The following is a 22,753-nucleotide window of genomic DNA, read 5'->3' on the forward strand; positions in this document are numbered from 1 at the left end:
GTGCGATAATGAAATTGTCATATATTGACGACAATATTAGAATTATACAATTGATCAACTTCCTTAAACAGGGGCTTTTTATAAATATTAAATAAAAGACCGGCCTGGAGATGACTCCCGCAGACCGGTCTTTTACTTTCATTATTTAAAGGTTCATTCCTGTAATCTCCGCTACGATCTCATAAGAACGCAGTCGGGCTTCATGATCATAAATCGAAGAGTTAATTATCATTTCATCCGTTTGGGTTTCATCCAGGAAGGCTTGCAGTTGACGTTTAACCTCATCCGGATTACCGATAATCGATGTTTTTAGTTGCTTCATAATGATCATTTTTTCCTGTTCAGACCATAAACCTTCCATCGTCTTGACAGGTGCGGGCAGTTGTCCCGGCGTATTCCGGATCAAGCTTAGAAACTGCTGTTGATGGGAGGTAGCAAGATACTCTGCCTCTTCTGTCGTATCCGCGGCAAACACATTGACGCCAACCATGGCATGCGGCTTATCCAATACGCTAGACGGCTGGAAGCTATCGCGGTATTGTGTCAATGCAGGAACCGTATATTCAGGCGAAAAATGACTCGCAAAGGAGAATGGGAGTCCTAATTTCGCTGCAAGTGCAGAACTGAAGCCGCTTGATCCTAGCAGCCAGATGGGAATCTCTTGCCCTTCACCCGGTATAGCGCGAACGCGGTTAAACTTCGAGTCTGGATCCAGATAGGATCTCAGCTGTTCCAGTTGTTCGGGGAACTCTTGACCATTGGCCCGAACATCACGACGCATAGCCATGGCTGTCAATTGATCGCTTCCGGGTGCCCGGCCGAGACCGAGGTCGATCCGGCCCGGATACATCGCTTCAAGCGTGCCGAACTGTTCAGCGATGACTAGCGGTGCATGGTTAGGCAGCATGATGCCGCCGGATCCAACCCGTATCTTGCTTGTTCCGCCTGCAACATATCCGATCACGACCGATGTGGCAGAGCTCCCGATCCCCGGCATATTATGATGTTCCGCAAGCCAGAAGCGGTGATAACCCCACTTCTCAACATGTTGTGCCAGATCAAGTGTATGTTTAAAGGCTTGTCCTGGCGTGCTTCCCACCGTAATGGGAGCTAGATCCAGGACCGAGTACTTGATATCATTCAGCTGTTTACGCGTATTTACATTTGCCATTTCCTACACCTCTCTTTTTAGTGAAGGAGCTTTCGAGCTTCTTCATTCTGTTTGATACGGATTTTTTCAGGTGTCACGTCATTTCCCATTGGATCAACCACCTTAAGTCCGGAGAAGGAACTCAGCACCTGCCCGCGGATTTCACGCAAATAGTCCTCCCGCAGGACCTGCTGTTCCACGCGTTCTGCATTGCTCAAACCTGTTTCACGCTCTTTTTTAGCCAATTCATTAATTCGTGCCAAGCTTGGAATCATCCTGATACCTCTTTTCTTGTGGGATGTATTTTCTAATCGATTGCTATCGTTAAACGACCATTTTATCTTGTACCCATGCTTGCAATGTTTCTAATTTATGTGTAAAACGATCCGCCTTCATTTCCTCAGCCAAATATGCGACCGTTTCCCGTTTCAGGACGGATTTCCAAGCTTCTTCCGCCTCTTGCATCAATTCGGATAACAAGCAGCAGCGGTCTTCCTCGCATAACTCGAGCATGTCATTCAAAATCCCGCTGGAAGAGTAAAGCGTCTGCTGTCCTTCAATGGCAAGATATACATCATAGATCCGAATATCCTCTATCCGCTTTTTTAGTTTGAAACCGCCTTTGATACCAGGTACGGAAGTAATCAGATCAGCACTGACCAGTTTTCTTAATAATTTTTGAAAATAGGTTGCTGACACGCCTAATTGCTGACTAATCGCTTCACCTGGCAGCACGGCCTTTTCCGGTAGCATGTTCAGTAATAGAATGGCATATGCGGATTGCTCGACGCCCGTTTTCATGTGCATAAATTTTTCACCTTGTCTCATAGGATATAACCTGGATATTCATTGTCCGCTTTATACATTATAGTCGATTGTTTCAATAATGCAAGCCATGTATTCACCATACCTATAAAAAAAACCGGTACGGGTTTCCACCCGTTAACCGGTCTTTTCAATCTATTGAATGTATTTATGGCTGACAAGATCTCCCGAAATGGCATCGGTCGGGATGACAAATTCCACTGACCCCATATAACCCGGAGCCACATCGTACTTGTTGAATACCATGACGAGCTTGCCTTCATTGTTGATATAGAAGCTTTGATCGTTAGTAATGGATTTGAATTCATCCGTCGGCAACACATCAACTGCACCAGATACCCAGTAGACTTTATCGGGGTCTGCTTTCATTTGCTCCCTCATTTGATGTTTGATATTCTCGCTGATCACTTGGATATAATGGTTATCCTTAAAGAGCATCGGAAGCGTAATGAGTATTTGATTCTTTTTATCAATGGTATCGAACTGAAGCTCTTCGGAAGATGAGCCTGCGCTTTCTACGACATAACGTTCAATAGAAAAGATGCTGTCATTATCCGTTTTCATTTCATACCCTGCATCCACTCCTAAATGACCATCGCCATTTTTCTTCAATTCCTTGATCTCGGCCTGGAACTTGTCAAATAATGCTTTGTTTTCCTTCATGTACTTCTCATTCAGCCCTGACTCTAATTCCTTATTATCCAAGTGGGCGATGGAAGGCACCTTAATATTTGCGTTATAGTTGGATTCATCCACCACATATTCTTTTAGCGTAAGGACTTTGATAATCTTGTCTACACCTGGGATGCTGGCCAATGCATTGGCGACTGTCGTACTTGCATTAATAGTAATGAGGAATATGAGAGCCGCCGCACCTGCACCGGCAAACCATTTATATTTTGGGCCCTTATTTCTTCTTGCCCTAAGGGATTGGTTTATGGACCTGCTGACGATCATATCCAGCTCTTCCGGAATGGGCACTTCATCATAATCTTTTCGAAGCTGTTCCAATTTATTATTCATCTTACTTGATCTCCTTTAAGGGCTCATCGTTCATTTTCACTCGCAATAGCTGAAGCGCCTGATACAGCCTTGTTTTTATCGTATTCACGTTCTCTCCCAGTACAGCTGCCACTTCATCGATTTTCAGGTCTTCAAAATACCTGAGAATAATCACACTCCGGTATTTCTCCGGTAGATCATCAAGCGTTTTTTTTAAATCAATGTCCGTGTACACATCCTCTGCGCCAGGTGTATAGGTTTCAATCATTTCATGGTCCATCGTGTGAACCTTCTTGTTCCTGCGGAGAAAATCCAGTGCCGTATTTACGACGATCCGGTAAAACCAGCTCTTGACGGCATCGGGATTCTTCAACACTTCAATATTCGTCATGGCTTTATAAATCGATTCCTGCACGATGTCCAGTGCGTCCTCTTTATTTTTCACGTAGCTGAATGCGAGCCGGTAGACATTTTCTTTATGCTCGGTGATGCAGCGTGTCAGCAATTTTTCGGTTTTCCTATTCAACATGGTCGTATTACCCTTCTCTGTATGATAACTGGTGTTGTAACAGGAGTAAGACGTATGAAGGGGCGCATAAAGTTTTGGGATTTCAAAATTTTTTACTGCTTCTTCCCCTTCACAGCCTTCGCGAGAATCGAGGCGTAATACTCGGCACCTTCACGTTTCAAATGTACGCCATCGCGGTAGAAATAGTCGTCCTTCCCTTCACTAGCTGAATACCAGTCTACTACCGTCGTATTGCCGAAATCATTAGAAACTTCTGTAATATCCTTGTTAACGGTATCCTGCCATTTCCTCGGAACGCGTGTATTGACCAAAATGATCTGTTGGGCATCGTGAAGGGATTGCAGCATATTCCGTAATTGCTTGGTATTAAAAGCTCCATTGGTTCCCAGCTCAATTATAATCCGATCACCTAGTCTATCTTGGGTTTTAAGCCGATCGATAACATCCTGCGCCTGCAGCATCTGACGGCCGACCTTGCCATCAACAACAATACCCGGAAGCATCTTTTCCAGAAAAGGTGCTGCATCCAAAATGACGGAATCACCAATCGCTGTTATGCCCTTTCCTGATTGGATCTCCATGGACAAGGGTTTATTATGTCCTGAACGAGTTAACTCGTCATCTAAAGGTGGTATAGGTGAGACTGCATCATCGCCGGGCTTTATCTCTTTGTGATCGTTCTGTACATGCTGTAAGCCGGCCGCTTTGGCCACTTGGGCAGCAGGTTCAGTCTTTGCGAAGTAGATGCTGCAAACGATCGTAATCAGGATTGCGGGCAAAACAGCTGTCAAGATAACGGGCCGGATGCCGCGGTGTGAAGAATCTCGATGACTCCATTTCACCCTATATCCCCCTCTTCGCATTGGTTCCTCTACAAATCTATAGGACAAAGCGGCGAGAACAAGGCTGAGCGCCAGCTGAAAAATGATCAGGAGCACATCCGGTCCCTCTGTATTCACACCCGGATTTGTTAGAATAATGACGGGGTAATGCCAAATGTATAAGCTGTAAGACCGAACTCCCAGCCAGCGTAAAGGCCTCAAGCCCATAAGTCTTCCTAGCAGACTGGCCGGATGTGCAAGTACGGCAATCACTACCACAGTGATGAATGAAATTAACAGTAACCCACCAGGGTAGAGCGAATCATCGTATTCGTTGGTCTGATAGATCAATACCACGAGAACGACCATTCCCAGGCCGCCGACGATGTCCAGTACACTGCGAGCTCCACTGGAGATGCTCCCGCTCAGCTTCTGACTCGGCCATACTACAGCTAATGCTGCACCGACCAAGAGCGCAAAAGCACGTGTATCGGTTCCGTAATATACTCTGCTCGGATCCGTTCCCGGTACGTAAATCATAGCCATGGCTAAGGCCGAAGCAGCAGCACATACAAGAATCAGAAAAAAAAGTTTACCGCGCCGATGTGTGATTTTTATCCCAAATACCAGAATCAGCGGCCATATGACGTAAAATTGCTCCTCAATCGATAGCGACCAGAGATGACCGATCGGGGAAGCGGGTCCAAAGCTCTCAAAGTACGATACCTTATGGAAAATCAGCCACCAGTTATTGACATAGAACAGGGATGACAGAAATGCCCCCTTCAACGCGGGCAATCTTGACGGATCCACAAGGAAGAGCCATACAGCCACAAACAGCAGCATGCATAACATCGCCGGCAGCAGCCTGCGGGCTCTTCGGATCCAGAAGTTCAAAAGACTCAGCCTCTGATATGTCTTCCATTCATGAATGATTTGATCTGTAATGAGATAGCCGGAGATAACAAAAAAGATCCCAACGCCCAGCAGCCCTCCCTGTGCCCATTTCAAATTCAGATGATAAGCGATAACGGCGAGTACCGATATAGCTCTTAAGCCATCAAGACCTGGCATGTAACGTTTGCCACCTATCATTTGTACCGGCGACCGGCGCAGCATGGTTTGATTTCCTATCAGCTTCATGTTGTCTTTCATTGTGATTCAGTCCCTACCCTTGATTTGTTGTTCATTGGCAGGACGCAGGAAGTTAAGCAAAAAGTTCTTATAAAATACTGGTAAATTATTTAAACACAAAAAAACAGCATCCCATGAATTGACATGGCGGGATGCCGTTAATTGAGCACTAATGGAACATTAAGAAGAGGATTCCCTCTATTGCAGTACTTGAACCTTCAGAATTTCAGAAACAAATGACACAGGCACATACAGCTTGTTATCTTGAAGGGATGGTGCAGCCCCCAAAGCTTTCGGAGTCATTTTCGTAAAGAAATACAAATCCTTCCCCAATGGACACACTCGTCCACTGCGCCTCTTTTTTGACCTCCGCTGATTTGGCGTTTGGGTTCCACTTCAATTCATAACCTAATTGATGAGCCACATCGCGTAAAGATACCATCGTAACTCCATGCTTGTTCTTGTAATTGGCTACTTTCTTCAAATCAAGTTTTACAGCCGCTTCAAGCTTCGTTTCTGCGGGTCTAGTTACCGCTGTCGAATGATCCTTCAGGCCGAAATGGAATTCCGGCGAACCTACGTAACCCGGAGCGATGCTGTATTTAGGAAAAACTATGATCAACTCGCCTTTTTCAAGGTAGAAGGTCTGCTCCACAGAGGTTCCCTTATAATCTTCAATGAAGTATTTATCGGGATCTTTTTTGATCTGCGCAAGAATGTCAGCATCGAGCTTTTCCTTATAATTCTCTCCCAGTATACCAGAGAGTGTTACGCGCTCTGCGGTCACTTTATTTTCCACATTGTAAGTATCGATCCTTGGCATACTGGTTCCACCTCTTGAACCCTCAGTAATAACCTCTAAGGAAACAACGCCAGCCGGATTGCCTGTTCCGTCTGACTTCAGATTGTAGGTAATGTAGAGATCGTACGGATGGAATTCCAGATGCTCGGCCTTGGCTTTTAACGCGGCCTCCCCAGCCTCTTTCTCCCACGCAGCGAGGTCCTTCTCAGCATGTGAGAGGATAATGTCATTCAGCTCTGCCTGATAATGTGTATCCATCATGCCGGTCAGTTGAGGCACCTGGATGTGTGTGATTAAATTTGTGCTTGTTGTAGTTAGTACCTTTTCGATAACTTTAACCGCTGCAGCCGTTGGAGCCGAAGCTTGCACACTCGCTGCTACAACCGCCGGTGCTTGTATAGAAGCCATCGCATTCACTGGCAAGCTGGCAGCGCTCACGCCCATCATTGCTGCACATCCCACCGCACTCATTTTAATCAGATTTACCGTTTTCTTTTTCATATCTGTTATTCCTCCGTCTCTCTATATAAGTGTCTTTCCGTTACACTCATTGGCTAGACGCAAGGGAACCTTCAGAAAGTTTAGATTTCCGTAAAAAAATTATAAATAAGGCTCAACTAAAGCTCTCACCCGGCTAATGCCTTCCCACATGTCGCCCGGTCCATCATAAACTAATGTAATAGGACCTTCATAACCGCTGTTTCTGACCCGTTCCATGCAGCTCCGGAATTCTTCTGCATCCAGAGAGCCCTGTTCATCCGTTATCGCTTTGGCATGAATAGATTCGCTGCGGGGGATTGTGGCATCCAACTCGGAAAGCTTCTCTGGGCCGGAAAAATTACCAAAGTCTGTCGTTAGTCCGAGCTCCGTGCCGCATGCATCCAACAATGAAGTGCAGTTTGCAGACGTTGAAGTCAGATCATGAAAGTTTTCGGTAATGATTCTTACCTTCTTATCCGATGCATAATCGATCAGCCGCTGTAATTGTGCTGCTGCCAAACGAACAGCTTCCTCATCTGTTGCTTCAGCGTCTCCAGCGATAATCCGAATACGTTCCGCTCCTGCTGTGGATGCGATGTCGATCCATTTTTTCAGCCAATTCATATCCGCTTCTCTGCGTTGTTCATCCGGGTTCGTAATATCACCGTAATCGGCCAACAATGTATAAAATCGCATTCCCGAACGTTCAATGTTACTTTTCAGTCTTGCTAAATACTCACCGCTGGTATCCGGAAAATGAAAATGGCATATCTCCATGGCTTGAAATCCGTTGTCATGCAATATACTGGGCAACTCGAGCAAGGATATCGTCTCCGGTTGATCATCAATATGCGTGCCATGTACTCGCTTCTCTTCATCCCAAAAGGTCCAGCGAAGCGGACCCAAATTCCGGTGCAAGCTCCAGGTTGTTAATGATAATAATGGCATATCATATTCCTCCTATATATAATCCATATTTTCAAGATCATTAGGCAACGGGAATCCCAAAATATGTATGCAGCGCCTGCTGATATTCCTCAGGGTTCTTCGGAACAAAGGTATCTACTCCGGTGGAAGTGAAAATTCTGAATTCGTCTCCCGCCAAGGTATTCCTTCCTTCAGGAGTGCGGATGAACATCATGGCTGACTTCTTAAATATCGATTCCGGCGCATACTCGCACCAATAAGAAGCCATCTCATAATCCTGGAGCAGCTGAGGTTCCTCGGTAAAAGAATAGATCCGGCTCCAAGCACCATGTTTGGGCTCATTAAGCATCCACCCAAAAATCGGGTCAGTTTCCAGGCGATAGCACTCTTCGCCAAGCTGCTGATCTATTCCCGCTGTCAGCTGAAGAGGTTGAACAGGAACAATCCCTCCTACTCCAACATCACAGAGATAAGAATTTCCATCCGCTTCTACCCGTAAAATATGATGCCTACGCATCGGCGGCGGGTTCGGCTCATCGCGCCAAAATCTTGCGAAATAGTGGGTAACCTCAAAACCGAGCTCTTGGAGCAGCCAGCCGAATAGTGCATTCAACTCGAAGCAGTAGCCACCGCGCTGTCGCACAACGATTTTATCATACAAGTCTTCAATCGCCAGCGACAGCGGTACACCATTTAAAATGTCCAGATTTTCATAGGGTACATGGTGAATATGATGCTCCTGAAGGCTTGCGAGTACGGACGCTGTCGGTTCAACCTTTCCATCGTACCCGATCCGTTGAAGGTAAGCGGCCGTCCGTGTCGGGACTTCGGATATCTGATTGTTCATATCGTAATGAACCTCCACTTTTTTTATAATTACAGCACACACGTTTTCTTTCCATATGAATACGTCCATCTCCTCCCGGAACGACGAAAATATCCGCCCTAAAGGGCGGATATTTTCTTTGTAAAGTTAGTTTTTCAATAATATTGCTTTTGTAATTTGTTGTTCTAATTCTTCATTGTTCAATCCAGAAACTTTATCAATCGAACCTATATCAATGGATTCAGTCGAAAAAACAATTGTATCATTATTCTTAGTTTTCACCTCTTGCTTGGTTATATTATTGTTGAATATTAATTTGCTTACACCACTGGACTTATCAATTTCAACTTGAAAAGGAACAGAAGCCGGTGTGAAAATATTTTTTGGTTCATACTTTTTCAAAAATAGTACATATTGCTGTCCCATTTCAGGTTGAGTATAATTCGGTAAATCAATGTTAGCTTCATACTGCTGGTTATCCACGACGGTACTTCTTTGTTGATAATGAGGTATCGCAACATTAATATTTCCGCTCAGGTCTCCATAATTCACTTTATCAATAACGAATTGATAAACATCACTATAATAATTTTCCCCCATATCCCAGTTTTCTAGGAATTTTTCATAATGACCTGTAACAACATAATCCGCTAATTTTACAAGGCCATTTACATCACCGCTAACAGCGTAATCTGGATGATTGATCACTTGAATTGTTTTAGACTCCTTACTTTCAGCAAAATTTCTTCCGAAAATTATGGACGAAGCGATTAGCAGAATGGCAACCATGGAGATTATTGTTTTTGTGGGTCTTACCTTAAAAGTCATTTTATCCCTCTTTTCTTAAAATGGGTAGCTTGCATTAATACCATTTATGTCATCTGTTTGAGGTGTATAGATTGTTTCCCTGTCTCTTGAGGAATTCATAACACTAAGAACAGGAGGATAAGTATGATCAAGTCCAAATGAATGTCCTAATTCGTGTACAGCTGCACTCCTTCTCGTATTGGACTTATTTACAACTTCTGAATTTCCAATATTAATTTTGGCTTGAAAGGAAGTAATAATACCATTTGAGTTGTAAACATCCGTATCACCATAAAGTGATTGATCCGCGATGCTTTCAGTCCCTACCCAATTCAAAGAACCGACATTAACAGATGATAGGTTATATTTAATCTTGCTTTGCCGAGAATTCCAATCCGAGACGGCTGTATCAAATGTTGATTGGTAAGTTGTGATTGATGTATTATACTTCACCGCTACAGTAAGTGTACTCCCTGAAGCCTTGTTCCAGTGATAAGGCTTCAAGTAAAAACGCTCCTTTACACTATGATTCTGTATTTCTTATTAATATAAACGACTATAGGATATGAAAGGTTTTATATTTTTTTGAATATTTTGGATTTAGTCATTTAGAAGACAAACACCTTTGAAACATACATTTGTTGCTTTAACGACAAAGCGCGTATCAGTCAGCTGACTGATACTTGAACCCTTCTAGCATTAGGAAACTTGGTTGCATTGGAAGCTTTGACCTTATCACACTGGAATGGTCTTTAAGAGAACCCCAAGCGTTTGTTGACGATTTTGATTTATTTAAAGCCACTTCAAGCTTCACTACAAAACAAATGGAATTTTTCACACTTGAACTTGAGGGATACATATAAGAGAAAATCGCAGGAAGATTAAGGGAAAGTGGTACAGAAATCAGTCAACAAGGGGTCAATGAAAGACTCCTTGGTGTTAGAAGAAAAATAGATAAAGTCCAAAACAAAAGAGGCCCTCATAATGATGAATCAGAATCCAGCAATTATTCCGCTTAAATCTGGCGATGTTACATTCCAGGACATTATACAATTAGATGACGTGCAGTTAAAAAAGATAAACAAGCCCCGCCCCCGCGCTTCAAATCTCTCATCATCAACAATTTAAAACGAGAGCACAGGTTAAATAGCAAGAGCCCAAACTCCCGGTTTCCGGATGGTTTGAGCTCTTAAATAGCAAAAAACAGCCGCGCTGGTTAAGCCGGCGGCTGTCTCTGTATCGTGAAAAAATGAGATTCTCAAGTAAATTTATACCGCGGTATATCCGCCATCCACCAGCAGGCTGGTACCTGTAACGAATGAAGCGTCATCGCTCGCCAGGAACAAGACGGCCTTGGCTACTTCTTCAGGTTTACCCAGACGTCCCATCGGATGAAGTCCAACCAAGTGCTGCGTAATGGCTTCGGTTCTGCCTTTAATCAGCGGCGTGTCGATATATCCAGGGCAGACCGCATTAATACGGATACCCTTTGCCGCGTAATCCGTCCCTAATGTTTGGGTGAGCAGCTTGACGCCGCCTTTGGCAGATGCATATGCGGTCACGCCTGCTTTGCCGACATGGCTGTGAATGGAACCGCAGTTAACGATCGCGCCGCCATTACCCTGTGCAAGCATTTGCTTGATCGCATATTTATCGCAAAGGAACACACCCGTTAGATTAATGTCAATCGTCCGCTGCCAGCTGTCGAATGCCAACTGATCGGCCGGTCCGTCCTGAGCGATACCCGCGTTGGCAAACAAAATATCCAGCTTGCCGTATTTCGCTACGGTTTGCTCAACCATGCTGATAACATCCTGTTCCTTCGTCACGTCTGTTTTTACAAAGAGTGTTTCAAAACCTTCTTTATTCAGTTCATCGGATACCGCTTGTCCACGATCCGAAAAGTCGGCAATGACCACTTTTGCGCCTTCAGCTGCAAAAAGTCTAACGGAGGATTCCCCGATTCCGCTGGCTCCGCCGGTGACAATTGCTACTTTATTTTCAAATTTCATTGATGTTCTCTCCCTTCAAGATATGCTTTTAATTGTTCTGAAAAAACAGCTTTCACTTATCATTAAATCGCTGTGGCACCGCCATCAATAATAAATTCGGAACCTGTTGAATATGAAGATTCATCTGAAGCCAGGAATACGACCAGATTGGAGACTTCCTCCACCGTACCGAAGCGTCCCATTGGTGCCATGCGTTTGCCAAGCTCTGCTGCTGACATCTTATTCACCTGTGTCGCATAATCTCCCATCGCCGTGTTGATGTAAGCCGGATGAATCGAGTTTACACGTACATTGGCTGAAGCATACTCAATTGCTGCATCCTTGGTCATAATTCTTACCGCACCTTTGGTAGCACCGTAAGCTACGTGGCCAGAAGCTCCTGTCAATCCGGCAATTGAGGAAGCGTTAATCACCGAACCTCCGTTATGTTTGGCCATAACCGGCAGCACATGCTTCATGCCCAGGAAGACACCGGTCACATTAATGGAAAGCATACGATTCCATTCATCAAGCCCAATGTCGGCAATCGGCTTAATAAAATAAATGCCTGCATTGTTGAACAAAATATCTATAGCACCAAATTGTTGTACAGACTCTTCAACGATGCTCTTCCAGTTGTCTTCATTACTGACATCATGTTTGAATGCCGTGCCCGAACCTCCGGCTTGCTGAATCTCTGAAAGGGTATTGTTAACGCTGTCCAGATTAATATCTGTAACGATGACCTTGGCACCTTCTTGAGCAAAACGCAAAGCTGTCGTTTTTCCGATACCTGCACCTGCTCCAGTGATTAACGCAACCTTACCTTCCAATCTCATATGATGACTCCCTTTCTGCTTAGGTTTGTTGTTCTATAGCTTTTCCTGCAATGGATATCATTACGCCTGAAAATGTTACTGCAGCTGCAAATCAAGGGTACCTCAGGCTTTACTTCTATGTTATCATCGTTATTGATTAAACAAAATTTAAACATTTTTAATTTAATTTAAGTATTTCTTAAAGCAAAGGACCGGGCTAAGATATGCAAATTGAAAAACTCGAGTATCTTGTGGAAGTTGCGAAGACAGGTTCAATCTCTAAAGCTGCACTAAATCTGCATGTGACCATCTCTGCTGTCAGCCAATCCATCTCTAGTCTGGAAGAAGAATGGGGTATAACGATTCTTAAACGCTCAAGAACAGGCGCCGTTCCCACTGCCGAAGGAGCTGTGATTATTAAGAAGGCCATTGAGCTGCTCCAAAAGTACGGAGAGCTAAAGGAAGCCGCACAAGGTTATTCCAGTACAGTGCAAGGCCGTCTGAGATTAGCCACGATCCCTGGACCCATATTTTTGCTCGAACAAGCCGTACTCGATTTCAAGAAACAATATCCGCAAGTCAAAATCGAGATCGTCGAACAGGGTTCACAGGATATCATTGATAATATTTTGAACGACAAGAGTGATTTGGGGTTTATTATTCTTTTCAAGAACCGGCTGGTTGAGCATATGGGTCTCGACTTTGAAAGATTGCTTAAGGTAAAAATGGTTGCGGCAACGAGCATTCACTCCCCTTTGGCATTTCAAAAAGTCATTACGCCGGAGGAACTTAAACAGCAATCGGTTGTCCTGTATAATGATGATTACGTGAAATGGTTTATGGACGACTTCCAGAAGAAATTCGGAGATGTAGATATCGCTTATACAACCAATAACCGGGCATTAATCAGCAGAGCTTGCATGAATCATCTGGCAGTCACCGTGGGTCTGAATTATTCATTTATTACCGAGCCCCTCTTTACCGAAGATGACACGGTGATTCTTGATTTCGATCTTCCCCAGCAAAGCCCTGTGTATCTGGGAGTCATTCAACAGAAGGATCATACTCCTTCCCCAATCTCCCGTCATTTTCTGGATCGTTTAAAGCATGATATATCCGAATTGCAACAAATGTTGTAAGCTTGAGTTAGAAATGCATGAAGCTGTAGGAGGATTTCGTAGCAATGAATTTTTCTTCGATCATACTAGGATTAATTATTTTTTTGAATTTTATATTTGCCCTGGTCGTCGTATTTAAAGAACGTCGCGATGCCGGAGCTACCTGGGCCTGGCTCCTCGTGCTTTCTTTTATTCCGATTGCCGGCTTTATGCTGTATCTTCTGTTCGCTCAGAACTTCAGGCATGTACGTCTTTTTCATTGGGGAGACTTGAAGAAAATAGGCGTTGAAGAGATTATATTGGAGCAGCTGGACCAAATTCAAACAGGCAAATATCAGTTTCGCAATCAATCGGCCAGCAAGAATCGCGATCTCATCTATATGCATCTTAATAATAACCACTCGATTTTCACGGAGGAAAATGCGGTTGACATCATTACGGACGGGCAGGAGAAATTCGACAAGCTCTTCAAGGATATTGACGCAGCCAAAGATTATATTCACATCCAGTATTACATTATTCAGAATGACAACCTCGGCAAAAAATTAATGAACATCCTCACCCAAAAAGCTAGAGAAGGCGTCAAAGTAAGGGTATTATACGATCAGCTTGGTTCTAAAAAACTAACAAGACGGTTTTTTCATGATTTCCGAGCAGCCGGAGGTCTGGCAGAAGCTTTTTTTCCTTCAAAACTCAGGCTTATCAATTTACGGCTGAATTACCGCAATCATCGCAAGTTAGTCATCATTGACGGTGAGATTGGATTTGTCGGCGGGTTTAATGTCGGCGATGAATACCTGGGCCTCAACTCAAAATTTGGCTACTGGCGGGACACCCATCTTCGGATTACCGGATCTGCCGTGTACGCCATGCAGATTCGATTCATCCTGGACTGGAATCAGGCAACGCATCATCATTCAATTACATACTCGCCGAATTTATTCCCGCGTGTGGATTTGGCAGGAAAGATTGGCATGCAGATTGTTACCAGCGGACCGGATAGTGAGTTTGAGCATATCAAGAATGGTTATATCAAAATGATATCTTCCGCGAAAAAATCGATTTATATCCAGACCCCTTATTTCATTCCGGATGCGAGCTTACTTGATGCTCTACGGATCGCTGCCCTGTCCGGCGTTGAAGTGAAAATCATGATTCCCGATAAACCGGATCATATCTTCGTTTATTGGGCTACGTATTCATATATTGGCGAATTATTAAGGACCGGAGCGACAGTTTATTTGTACAACAATGGATTTATTCATGCGAAAACGATCGTCATTGATGAGGAGATTTCATCCGTAGGTACGGCAAACATTGATTACCGAAGCTTTAGACTTAATTTTGAAGTCAATGCATTCTTATATGATGACCGCATCTCGAAAAAATTAACTGAAGTATTTGATGAAGATCTGCGGGTTTCCAGGCAGCTTACCATGGAAGAATATTTGCAGCGGCCCAGATGGATTCGCATCAAGGAGTCCGTTTCAAGATTGCTGTCCCCCATTCTTTAAAACATAAAGGCTGTCCCGCATGGGACAGCCTTTATGTTGTAATCCTATTTCATCTCGATAGACTGGTTAATCTCAGCCCAAGCGGGCTGACCGATCAAGCCCAAACGCCAGAAGGCGACACCTTTAAGATCATATCGCTTTGCCAGACCGATTTTGGAGTTAACGGATGCAGCGTTCTCGCTGCCGAGGGAAATACCCAGGATCAGCTTATCTTTATTCGTTTCCTTGAGTGCAAGGCGGATCGCCTCATCCACTTTATTCAGCGGTTCAGGCCCCTTCTCTTGCTCAAACGCATACGCCATAATGACCAAATCATCCGCAAGACTTGATAAGGTTTTGTAATCATAGCCAGAATATGAACTGTTGAGCGGGTGCAGGACCAAAGTCAGCTTCAAACCTGCCTGACGAGCTTTGGTGGATAGATTTTTAATGAATGCATTATACTCGGTTTTCACTTTATTCTTGTCTCCGGTGAGTCCCAGTCCCTCCAGATCAAGCGCAATGCCTTTGAAGCCCTTCTCGGATGCTGTGGCGACGATTTGTGAAGTCGTACTTTCCTGCAGCGCCGTGTCTTCCAAATTCTTGGTCAATTCGAGACTGGAATCTACGGAATAAACCATCAAATAAGGAGACGTTCCCTGCTGCGCAGCATCCTGGATAATCGATTCCGGTGTAACGTCACCTGCTGCCTGCGGCCATTTATACTCTTTACCTTGAACTGTGAACTGACCATTCGTATCGATCCGGCTCCAGCCAAAAGATAATGAATCAAAGGACGGAATATATGCTCGTTCATCGAATGAAGATAGAGCATAGAAGCCCATGGTGTACATATCCTTCTTCGGAGAAGTAATGGATACCGTCTGTGTTGTCTGATCCCATGCGACTGCTGCCCCGAACTGTTGGCTGAAGAAGCTCAGTGGAATCATTGTACTGTTTTGTATGGTTTGCGGTGCGATGGAAAGCGGTGCTGCCTGCCCGTCTACTAAAGCGTTTTTGCTTCCGATCGTAAGAACCACCTGCTTGGCAGCTCCATCACTTTGCTTGGTTGCAATGATTTTTTGCTCTTTCTGATTCCAGGTAACCTGAATGCCCAGAGCTTCAGATATGGCACGGAACGGCACCATTGTTGTCCCCTTCATCACTGTTGGCTGCACAGGAAAAGGCAGGGCATATCCATCCAGCAAGATGCTTACCTTTCCGGCGGCTGCTTGCGTTGCAGGCAACGGTATTACTGACAAAGATCCGGCGAGAATTACAGAACTTAAAAGTAACTTGCCTAGTACCTTCATAATTATTGTTCTCCTGTTATCTAGTGATAGATTCGTATTTCATAGAATACTAGATTCACTATATCACTATTACGGATACCATTTCTACCTTTTATAGGTAACTGCGCGTTTTTCGCCATCATGAATTGTTTATCGGAGAATGTTAAAAAAGGATAATCTGCTAAATATGAACTATATGCTCCTAGTCAACCCGTAGAAATCGGGATAAACAAGTTTAAATCCATGCTTTTGATATAATTTGATACCTGCCACATCCGATACGACCATAAGTTGAGCATCCTTTGAGGCATGTGTATCCAGATAACCCAGCAGTTGATACAGAATAGCTTCTTGCAAGTCTTGTTCGTCCTGAGCTGGGGTTACAATCAAATCAACAATTTGATAATAAACACCTCCGTCTCCTATAATTCGTCCCATCCCCAAGAGCTCATCCTGATCTCCCCGTGCCGATACTGTACATAAGGAATGCATTAGCCCGTTTTTCAATGCTGCTTCATCAGCCGATTCCATACCAGCAGCGAGTCTTAAATCAACATATTCCTTGAGACCGGGAACCTCGTATACCATCTTCATTCTCTTTTCCTCCCATGTTCGAACCCGTTATATCTTTACTTTACAACATTCATGCAAGTGGTAAGGTTTCGGTCGAGTGTAATTGAATATTTCTTTATTGTCGACTAACTACCTTCTCATCCAGCTTTAAGCTTTTTCGATAAGATTTGCCTGGCTGCCCGGCATTTGATATAGTGATCTTCGAATCATTTTCAGGGAGCGGGTAAATATGGAGCGGTGTTACAAGCCAAGTGAAATTGCAAGAGAACTGAACATCAGTACCAGCGCACTCCGCCACTATGAATCTTGGGGTGTCATTCCCGTTCCCGATCGTGCTCCAAACGGCTATCGTCTGTATACGCATGTTCATTTGGCATATTTTCGCTGTCTGCGCGCGATGTTCCCAGGTTTTGGCGTCGAGGTGACCTGTGACGTTCTGCGAAGCATTCAGCTAGCTGATATAGACACCGCGTTCTGGTTGGTGAATCGGCTTCAAGCTGAGCTTCATCAGGAAAAAAAGGCTGCGGACCAAACGCTGGAGCTGCTGCAAAATCTGGAGGTTCCTTCTCTTCCCCACCAAAAGCTCAAAAGACGCATGACCATTGGCGAAGCAGCTGCCTTCGCAGGTGTAACGGCCTCCGCTATCCGTCATTGGGAAAAAGAAGACTTGTTACATTCCGAACGGGACCCGGAAAATGGCTATCGATTATTCAGTACTTCCGATCTACGCAAGATTTTACTCATCCGTACGCTACGCAGTACCATCTATTTTCTGAAAAGCATGAAGGGAATTGTACAGGCTTTGGATCATCAAAATATTGAGCAAGCCAAAAAGCTCACGGAAGATGCGATCAGCACCATCCATGAGCGTATCCGCCAGCAACTTCTTGGCGTTCATCAATTGATTGAGCTATGCAATGAACTTGAACTGATGTGAGCCGGAGTTATTCCCGCTTGCCGTTCCAGATCAGCTTGCTGACGTAAGTGGTGGCGGAAATGCATTTCAACGAGTTCCAGCCATTCCTTCGCGTTCAACCACCCGAAACCGTCATGTTTCACTTTGGAACAAGGATCAGCTGCTTCAACTTTCCCCTGCCACTCTATCACTAATTCCTTGATCCGGTTCAGGCCATCAATCAAATCTTCCTTTCTCAACATCGCGGGTGAATCAAATTCATCAGGCAGCTTGATTTTAACAGGAGGAAATCCTCCTAAACTGAACAAGATTTCGCCAGCTTCCGTCTTCCCCTGCGGCTGCATGGTTCCGCTGTTCATACAAGCTTCCGCATTCACAAGGTATTCCTTGGATACTTCAATGACGTGATCGTACATTTGGCCAAGTGACCAAGCTTTATTGCCGGAACGATAGCTGAGCTGCTCGGGTGAACAATGAGTTAACCGCTCACGATAAATATCAATTAATTTCACCACATCCATGGGTGAAGAGGTATTCAAGAAGGTATTGACGGTTTCGATGAACCGCTCCGGCTCCTCAATATTCGGCGCATGGCCTGATTGGTTAAACGCTACAAATACAGCACTTGGAATGAGCGAGGCAATGATTTTACCTTCTTCCGGTGGATTCAAACCATCATAACTCCCCCCGATAACCAGTGTCCTGGCTGTGATCCGATTTAATTCAGATCGGAAGTCAAAGCCTTCCAGTGCAATATTGGCTGCTGCCTGCTGCTCTTCCGTCAATGATGGAGCGGCTTGATGAAAATCATTCATCCACACTCCAACCCTATCCAGTTGATGGAACATGTACTTGGAAAGAAACTGAATTTTCCCCTGTAAATCAAGACCCGCTGTTTCATCTGCATGCTCTGCCAAAAGCCTTGCCGTGGATGAGGTCTTCCCGTTGGACTTGGCTGCGACCAGTATCAATTTCTCAATCCGCTCAGGTACAGCAATCGCAACCCCTTGCGCAATATAGCTTCCCATCGAACAACCAAGCAGATTTGCTTTTTTAATCTGCAGGTAATCCATGAATGCGATTACATCATCAATGTGGTCCTGAAGAGTATAACTCAATGGTTTATCCGATCTTCCATGTCCACGCAAGTCCATGGCAATCACATGGAACGCTGCAGCCAATCCCTCAATTTCATGCCGATGGGCAAGCATATTCATCCCTAGACCATGAAGAAAGATAAGCGGTTCACCGCTTCCTTTTTCCTCATAATAGATATGTACTCCATTGAATATAAGACTCGGCATGGCCATCCCCCTTAGCAATATATGTTTATTATATATCACAAAAATGGTACGATATGGTTAAATTTTTTTGTAATGTTTTATCAACTTTTGATGAAACAGAACGTTTTTAATATGAATATGTCTTTCATATTTTGAACCAACTCCCATAGTTCCGGCGTATGATTTGGAAAAGCAACAGATTTGACAGGAGGAATGCATATGATAGATCCAGGGCCATCTTTTAATGGAGGCTTTAATTTCATGTTTACGCTTGTCCCTATTTTGATCGTCATTGGTTTTATATTTATCATTATAGTCTTCGTTTTGAACGGTGCCCGGTATGTCAAAAATGCCAGGTCACCGCGTTCATCCACGTATGCCCGGATAGTCTCCAAGCGGACGGAATTACATCATCACTCGAGTCACCATCATGACGATAACGGAATCATGCATTCTGGCGGTTCATCCAGAACGTATTACTATATCACGCTGGAATTTGACAACGGTGAAAGAAAAGAATATCTGGATGTAAAAAAATTGTACGGTCTTGTTGCCGAGGGAGATACGGGATATGCCGCGATCCAGGGCGACTGGATCGTTGCTTTTGAGCGGGGGGTATAATTATTGAGTCTCCAATACGATATGGCAGCAAATCATGAGATGCCTGCTGCCTTGTCCAGCACCTTAATCATATAAGCAAAAAGCTGCTCTGAGAGCAGCTTTTGTATTTTTGTATACCTATTATCCAGTTTAGTTCTTCGTATGGAGTGGTTTTAACAGCTTTTCAATCTGATCCCGGTGGGATTCCAGAAATGGAGGTAAAGCCAGCGACTCACCCAGCGTTCTGAGATCTTCATCCGCGTCAAAGCCGGGGCCATCTGTGGCCAGCTCATATAAAATTCCATTCGGCTCTCTAAAGTACAGCGAACGGAAATAAAATCGGTCAACATATCCAGAGTTTTGGAACCCCGCTTCGTTGATCCGGTCGATCCATTCTCGTAACTCCTCTTCGGTTTCAACTCGGAAAGCGACATGATGCACACTGCCACGGCCCGGACGCTCAACGGGAAGATCTGCTCTCTCTTCCACATGAATCTCTGCTCCGGTCCCGCCTTCGCCTGTCTCGAACACCAGAATATCCGACTGGCCTGGAGTTTGGGATGGATAGTTGCCCTTGGGACGGAATCCCATCACATTTACTAATACTTCTACTGATGAAGCGGCCTCTCTTACGGTGATCTTCACAGGACCCAATGCATAAATGCCATGTTCTGCAGGTACTGGACTCTGATCCCAAGGTACCCCTCCCGCAACACCCGAGTTATCCTCATCGGATACCAGAACCAATCGCTGCTGTTCGAAATCCCTGAAGGCCAAGGTTGCTCTGCCGGCACGTTGGGTAATTGGTTCATGCTCAATATCCAGTTCCTCAAAGCGCTGCTTCCAATAGGCTAAGGCTTCGTCATTCGGAACCCGGAGCGAAACGGCGGAAATGCTATTCGAGCCTTCATAGTTACGGGCCAGCATGGGAATTTCAAAAAAGGTCAGGTCCGTACCGGGATTCCCTTTCTCATCCGCATAAAACAGGTGATACATAGATGGTTCATCTTGATTTACTGTCTTTTTGACCAGGCGCAAGCCCAGTACCTTCGTATAAAACTCAAAATTCTTGGGCGCATCCGTCGTTAATGCCGAAACATGGTGTATTCCTTTGATCTCCAAGATCAGAACCCTCCTTCAAATATAAGGCCATCTTATGTCAGAACCCTTCAATATCCCGAATAAACAGGCCATATTTCTCTGCCAGAAAAACGAGTTGATTAAGGTTGTCCTCATCATTGAAATAGACCGGGAGTGACAAATCGAAATTCCCTATGATGATAATACCATGCTCGGGAAACATAAAATCGAAAAACATGATTTCTTTTAAGGAAAGCAAAAACAGGAACTGGATCAAACGGATATCTGCTGTAAACATAAAATTATCTTTAATATGAGATCTAAGAAGTAATAGCTGACCGTAACCTTTGACTTCCCGCTTTTAATCGTTCACATTATCGTTCAGTTTGTCTTCAATGCAGACTTGGAAACACGTTTTTTAACAAGCCATGCAAGCCCTGCAAGCAAAAGAAAGATCGCGCAGCCAATCAATCCCCATATCATTGACCCCTTCTTAAAGCCAGCATAGAGAATGCTCATGGCAACCGTATGCGGCAATATGCCAAGACCTGTTGTCCACACAAATTTTCGTAATTTGGCCTTCAGCATTCCAGCTGCGTAATTGACGAAATGATAGGGAATGAGCGGCACAAAACGCACCAGTAGCAATCCTTTGATTTCATGCTGCTGTAGCCACCCCTCCATTTTGTTTAAATACGGTTCAATGCGCTTGTTTAATATGGGCTTGGCGATCCACCATGTGAGATAATAACCGGCAATTGCCCCCAGCAGACCACTAATCCATAAATATACGCCACCCATGATTGGGCCATAGATTTCCATGATTATAACTGCGGTAAATTCACCAGGAATAGGCAGCATATTCAAGAGGGTTTGAAATAATAAAGCTGCTATGATGCCCAATATACCTAGATGACGGATAGATTCCATTATTCGCTGCGCATCTCCGGTACGAAGTAGATGGATGCAATATATAATAATCCCTGCTATACCCAGCAAAGCCAAGATGCTTATCGCGATTCTCATCTTTATCATCACTTGTGTGCGGCGAACTCAGTTGTTTTGTTAAGACTGCGTTGCTCCTGGAGCGTTGTTAAAATGTCTTTTACAATAAGCTCGGCCGCCTCTCCCTTGCAAAGTGTTGCCATTCTGTTCCGAATCTGGTCTGAAGCAGCAGGTTCCTTTAGAAATTTGCAAATCTGCTCCCCTAACTCTCTGGCTTCATGTGCTATTTCTGCTAACCCTTTGTTTGTAAAGTATAAGGCATTTTCCCGCTCCTGCCCTCCGAATGGCTTATATATAAATACCGGAAGCCCCGTCACTACAGCTTCGGTCAACGTAATCCCGCCTGCTTTTGTCACAATACAGCTCGATCCCGCCATCAGCTCAGGCATGTGCTCGACATATCCAAAGATTTGAACATCAGGGTGACCCTTGAATAACGAATTCAGTTTAAGGATCATTTTTTCATGACGTCCGCACACGAGCGCGATCTCACAGTTCCCCTTCTCCAGCAAAATCTGAACCAGCTCTACAATGTGATGAAAAATCGCGAATGAACCCGCCATAATCAGAACACGGTTTTTTATCGCTCTGCTATCCTTCTGAATGGGAAATGATGCGGTTGAACCTTCATAAAAAGTGGATCGAACAGGAATTCCAGTAACAGAGACGCTCTCAGGTGCTGCGCCCTGATCTTTGATTAACTGATCTTTAAGATCCTCGGTGGCAACGTAATATTTATCAGTATCCGGATGAATCCAACGTGAATGAAGAGTGTAATCCGTGATGACCGTGGAAGTAGGTATCGAAAAATTTCTTCCCATCTCGGTGACCGCTCCAAAAGGGAAAGTGTTGATGATCGCGTCTGGCCTGGAGTCCTCAATCATCTCCTGTATTTTCCGTTTTCCCAGTGCGTTCAAATACCGATTCACCGACCCCAGCGGATTGTTATCACGAGTTGCATAATAACTCCATCCGTAATAGTCAAACCCGAATTGGGATGAGAAAGTACTCATTTGATATAGTTTTGAGGATACTGAATTTATGATCGGATGAGCTTCCTTTATCAAATCAATAATTTCAACATCCTTAACATGACTCGCTCGAAAACTGTGTTCCAAAGCCCGGGATACCTGCAAGTGCCCTTCTCCATAACCGGCTGTCAAAATCAGAATCCGTGGATGACGGATGTACACAATGATCCCTCCTAAAATCTTAACTGTGAAAATAACGCTCTTGAGCATGAACCCAGTATAGAATGTATTGATGAGAATTCTATTAGAA

The 22,753-nt window shown here is 44.3% G+C and carries 23 protein-coding genes; 4 read left to right on the forward strand and 19 right to left on the reverse strand.

The window, feature by feature from the left end; all coding sequences use genetic code 11:
- Positions 1–145 precede the first annotated feature (145 nt).
- The 13 genes from KJS65_RS09665 to KJS65_RS09725 all read right to left on the reverse strand — a co-directional run bounded on the left by KJS65_RS09665 (position 146) and on the right by KJS65_RS09725 (position 12,133).
- Positions 146–1,171, reverse strand: coding sequence for an LLM class flavin-dependent oxidoreductase (locus KJS65_RS09665; RefSeq protein ID WP_213649635.1), 1,026 nt, complete (start codon positions 1,169–1,171; stop codon positions 146–148).
- A 17-nt stretch (positions 1,172–1,188) separates the two neighbouring features.
- A complete protein-coding gene (locus KJS65_RS09670; RefSeq protein WP_136605163.1) occupies positions 1,189–1,425 on the reverse strand; it encodes a DUF896 domain-containing protein in 237 nt (78 codons plus the stop codon).
- Positions 1,426–1,474: 49 nt separating this feature from the next.
- Complete coding sequence (locus KJS65_RS09675) at positions 1,475–1,957, reverse strand: RrF2 family transcriptional regulator (protein WP_213649636.1); 483 nt, start codon at positions 1,955–1,957, stop codon at positions 1,475–1,477.
- Between the two features lie 153 nt (positions 1,958–2,110).
- Positions 2,111–2,998: an anti-sigma-V factor RsiV gene (gene rsiV / locus KJS65_RS09680; RefSeq protein WP_213649637.1), complete on the reverse strand. Its 888-nt coding sequence runs from the start codon at positions 2,996–2,998 to the stop codon at positions 2,111–2,113.
- Position 2,999: 1 nt separating this feature from the next.
- Entirely contained in the window at positions 3,000–3,506 is a 507-nt protein-coding gene (locus KJS65_RS09685) for an RNA polymerase sigma factor SigV (protein ID WP_213649638.1), read from the reverse strand.
- Positions 3,507–3,598: 92 nt separating this feature from the next.
- A complete protein-coding gene (locus tag KJS65_RS09690) occupies positions 3,599–5,482 on the reverse strand; it encodes an acyltransferase family protein (protein WP_306432970.1) in 1,884 nt (627 codons plus the stop codon).
- A gap of 238 nt (positions 5,483–5,720) precedes the next feature.
- Complete coding sequence (locus KJS65_RS09695; RefSeq protein WP_213649639.1) at positions 5,721–6,764, reverse strand: DUF3298 domain-containing protein; 1,044 nt, start codon at positions 6,762–6,764, stop codon at positions 5,721–5,723.
- A 99-nt stretch (positions 6,765–6,863) separates the two neighbouring features.
- A complete protein-coding gene (locus tag KJS65_RS09700; protein WP_213649640.1) occupies positions 6,864–7,691 on the reverse strand; it encodes a sugar phosphate isomerase/epimerase family protein in 828 nt (275 codons plus the stop codon).
- 40 nt (positions 7,692–7,731) lie between these two features.
- Positions 7,732–8,517, reverse strand: a complete 786-nt coding sequence (locus KJS65_RS09705; protein WP_213649641.1) for an arylamine N-acetyltransferase family protein — start codon at positions 8,515–8,517, stop codon at positions 7,732–7,734.
- Between the two features lie 126 nt (positions 8,518–8,643).
- On the reverse strand, positions 8,644–9,324 hold the full coding sequence (locus KJS65_RS09710; RefSeq protein ID WP_213649642.1) for a hypothetical protein: 681 nt from the start codon (positions 9,322–9,324) through the stop codon (positions 8,644–8,646).
- Positions 9,325–9,339: 15 nt separating this feature from the next.
- Positions 9,340–9,807, reverse strand: coding sequence for a M57 family metalloprotease (locus KJS65_RS09715; RefSeq protein WP_213649643.1), 468 nt, complete (start codon positions 9,805–9,807; stop codon positions 9,340–9,342).
- A 764-nt stretch (positions 9,808–10,571) separates the two neighbouring features.
- Positions 10,572–11,315, reverse strand: coding sequence for an SDR family NAD(P)-dependent oxidoreductase (locus KJS65_RS09720; RefSeq protein WP_213649644.1), 744 nt, complete (start codon positions 11,313–11,315; stop codon positions 10,572–10,574).
- Positions 11,316–11,377: 62 nt separating this feature from the next.
- The gene (locus tag KJS65_RS09725) at positions 11,378–12,133 is read right to left on the reverse strand and encodes an SDR family NAD(P)-dependent oxidoreductase (protein WP_213649645.1); all 756 of its coding nucleotides are present in this window, start codon (positions 12,131–12,133) and stop codon (positions 11,378–11,380) included.
- Between the two features lie 203 nt (positions 12,134–12,336).
- Between KJS65_RS09725 and KJS65_RS09730 the strand changes: the two genes are divergently transcribed.
- Both KJS65_RS09730 and cls read left to right on the forward strand, forming a co-directional pair.
- Positions 12,337–13,251, forward strand: coding sequence for a LysR family transcriptional regulator (locus KJS65_RS09730; protein ID WP_213649646.1), 915 nt, complete (start codon positions 12,337–12,339; stop codon positions 13,249–13,251).
- 44 nt (positions 13,252–13,295) lie between these two features.
- The gene (gene cls / locus KJS65_RS09735; protein WP_213649647.1) at positions 13,296–14,744 is read left to right on the forward strand and encodes a cardiolipin synthase; all 1,449 of its coding nucleotides are present in this window, start codon (positions 13,296–13,298) and stop codon (positions 14,742–14,744) included.
- Between the two features lie 44 nt (positions 14,745–14,788).
- On the opposite strand, the gene KJS65_RS09740 is transcribed toward cls, so the two are convergent.
- Complete coding sequence (locus KJS65_RS09740; protein WP_213649648.1) at positions 14,789–16,036, reverse strand: stalk domain-containing protein; 1,248 nt, start codon at positions 16,034–16,036, stop codon at positions 14,789–14,791.
- A 171-nt stretch (positions 16,037–16,207) separates the two neighbouring features.
- Positions 16,208–16,609 (reverse strand): GNAT family N-acetyltransferase, encoded by a 402-nt coding sequence (locus tag KJS65_RS09745; RefSeq protein WP_213649649.1) that lies wholly within the window; start codon positions 16,607–16,609, stop codon positions 16,208–16,210.
- Positions 16,610–16,817: 208 nt separating this feature from the next.
- On the opposite strand from KJS65_RS09745, the gene KJS65_RS09750 reads away from it, so the two are divergent.
- Positions 16,818–17,525 (forward strand): MerR family transcriptional regulator, encoded by a 708-nt coding sequence (locus KJS65_RS09750; protein ID WP_213649650.1) that lies wholly within the window; start codon positions 16,818–16,820, stop codon positions 17,523–17,525.
- Here the strand turns inward: KJS65_RS09750 and KJS65_RS29820 are convergent.
- Positions 17,486–18,808, reverse strand: coding sequence for an alpha/beta fold hydrolase (locus KJS65_RS29820; protein WP_244864457.1), 1,323 nt, complete (start codon positions 18,806–18,808; stop codon positions 17,486–17,488). The two genes, KJS65_RS09750 and KJS65_RS29820, sit on opposite strands and share 40 nt — an antisense overlap.
- Before the next feature lie 198 nt (positions 18,809–19,006).
- Here KJS65_RS29820 and KJS65_RS09765 point away from each other — a divergent pair, with 198 nt between their 5' ends.
- Positions 19,007–19,408: a DUF2500 domain-containing protein gene (locus KJS65_RS09765; RefSeq protein WP_213649651.1), complete on the forward strand. Its 402-nt coding sequence runs from the start codon at positions 19,007–19,009 to the stop codon at positions 19,406–19,408.
- 129 nt (positions 19,409–19,537) lie between these two features.
- Here the strand turns inward: KJS65_RS09765 and KJS65_RS09770 are convergent, their stop codons facing one another.
- The 3 genes from KJS65_RS09770 to KJS65_RS09780 form a co-directional block, all read right to left on the reverse strand.
- Complete coding sequence (locus KJS65_RS09770) at positions 19,538–20,509, reverse strand: ring-cleaving dioxygenase (protein WP_213649652.1); 972 nt, start codon at positions 20,507–20,509, stop codon at positions 19,538–19,540.
- Between the two features lie 339 nt (positions 20,510–20,848).
- Positions 20,849–21,397, reverse strand: coding sequence for a TVP38/TMEM64 family protein (locus KJS65_RS09775; protein ID WP_213649653.1), 549 nt, complete (start codon positions 21,395–21,397; stop codon positions 20,849–20,851).
- Between the two features lie 104 nt (positions 21,398–21,501).
- On the reverse strand, positions 21,502–22,665 hold the full coding sequence (locus KJS65_RS09780; RefSeq protein WP_213649654.1) for an MGDG synthase family glycosyltransferase: 1,164 nt from the start codon (positions 22,663–22,665) through the stop codon (positions 21,502–21,504).
- Positions 22,666–22,753 lie beyond the last annotated feature (88 nt).

Origin of the sequence: Paenibacillus sp. J23TS9 (assembly GCF_018403225.1) — a bacterium.
In the GTDB taxonomy this organism is placed as follows: Bacteria; Bacillota; Bacilli; order Paenibacillales; family Paenibacillaceae; genus Paenibacillus_AQ.

What these genes read in the sequence shown, in the direction of transcription:
- KJS65_RS09665 (WP_213649635.1), bottom strand. Translation starts at nt 1,171, where the DNA reads ATGGCAAATGTAAATACGCGTAAACAGCTGAATGATATCAAGTACTCG.
- KJS65_RS09670 (WP_136605163.1), bottom strand. Translation starts at nt 1,425, where the DNA reads ATGATTCCAAGCTTGGCACGAATTAATGAATTGGCTAAAAAAGAGCGT.
- KJS65_RS09675 (WP_213649636.1), bottom strand. Translation starts at nt 1,957, where the DNA reads ATGCACATGAAAACGGGCGTCGAGCAATCCGCATATGCCATTCTATTA.
- rsiV (WP_213649637.1), bottom strand. Translation starts at nt 2,998, where the DNA reads ATGAATAATAAATTGGAACAGCTTCGAAAAGATTATGATGAAGTGCCC.
- KJS65_RS09685 (WP_213649638.1), bottom strand. Translation starts at nt 3,506, where the DNA reads ATGTTGAATAGGAAAACCGAAAAATTGCTGACACGCTGCATCACCGAG.
- KJS65_RS09690 (WP_306432970.1), bottom strand. Translation starts at nt 5,482, where the DNA reads ATGAAAGACAACATGAAGCTGATAGGAAATCAAACCATGCTGCGCCGG.
- KJS65_RS09695 (WP_213649639.1), bottom strand. Translation starts at nt 6,764, where the DNA reads ATGAAAAAGAAAACGGTAAATCTGATTAAAATGAGTGCGGTGGGATGT.
- KJS65_RS09700 (WP_213649640.1), bottom strand. Translation starts at nt 7,691, where the DNA reads ATGCCATTATTATCATTAACAACCTGGAGCTTGCACCGGAATTTGGGT.
- KJS65_RS09705 (WP_213649641.1), bottom strand. Translation starts at nt 8,517, where the DNA reads ATGAACAATCAGATATCCGAAGTCCCGACACGGACGGCCGCTTACCTT.
- KJS65_RS09710 (WP_213649642.1), bottom strand. Translation starts at nt 9,324, where the DNA reads ATGACTTTTAAGGTAAGACCCACAAAAACAATAATCTCCATGGTTGCC.
- KJS65_RS09720 (WP_213649644.1), bottom strand. Translation starts at nt 11,315, where the DNA reads ATGAAATTTGAAAATAAAGTAGCAATTGTCACCGGCGGAGCCAGCGGA.
- KJS65_RS09725 (WP_213649645.1), bottom strand. Translation starts at nt 12,133, where the DNA reads ATGAGATTGGAAGGTAAGGTTGCGTTAATCACTGGAGCAGGTGCAGGT.
- KJS65_RS09730 (WP_213649646.1), top strand. Translation starts at nt 12,337, where the DNA reads ATGCAAATTGAAAAACTCGAGTATCTTGTGGAAGTTGCGAAGACAGGT.
- cls (WP_213649647.1), top strand. Translation starts at nt 13,296, where the DNA reads ATGAATTTTTCTTCGATCATACTAGGATTAATTATTTTTTTGAATTTT.
- KJS65_RS09740 (WP_213649648.1), bottom strand. Translation starts at nt 16,036, where the DNA reads ATGAAGGTACTAGGCAAGTTACTTTTAAGTTCTGTAATTCTCGCCGGA.
- KJS65_RS09745 (WP_213649649.1), bottom strand. Translation starts at nt 16,609, where the DNA reads ATGAAGATGGTATACGAGGTTCCCGGTCTCAAGGAATATGTTGATTTA.
- KJS65_RS09750 (WP_213649650.1), top strand. Translation starts at nt 16,818, where the DNA reads ATGGAGCGGTGTTACAAGCCAAGTGAAATTGCAAGAGAACTGAACATC.
- KJS65_RS29820 (WP_244864457.1), bottom strand. Translation starts at nt 18,808, where the DNA reads ATGCCGAGTCTTATATTCAATGGAGTACATATCTATTATGAGGAAAAA.
- KJS65_RS09765 (WP_213649651.1), top strand. Translation starts at nt 19,007, where the DNA reads ATGATAGATCCAGGGCCATCTTTTAATGGAGGCTTTAATTTCATGTTT.
- KJS65_RS09775 (WP_213649653.1), bottom strand. Translation starts at nt 21,397, where the DNA reads ATGGAATCTATCCGTCATCTAGGTATATTGGGCATCATAGCAGCTTTA.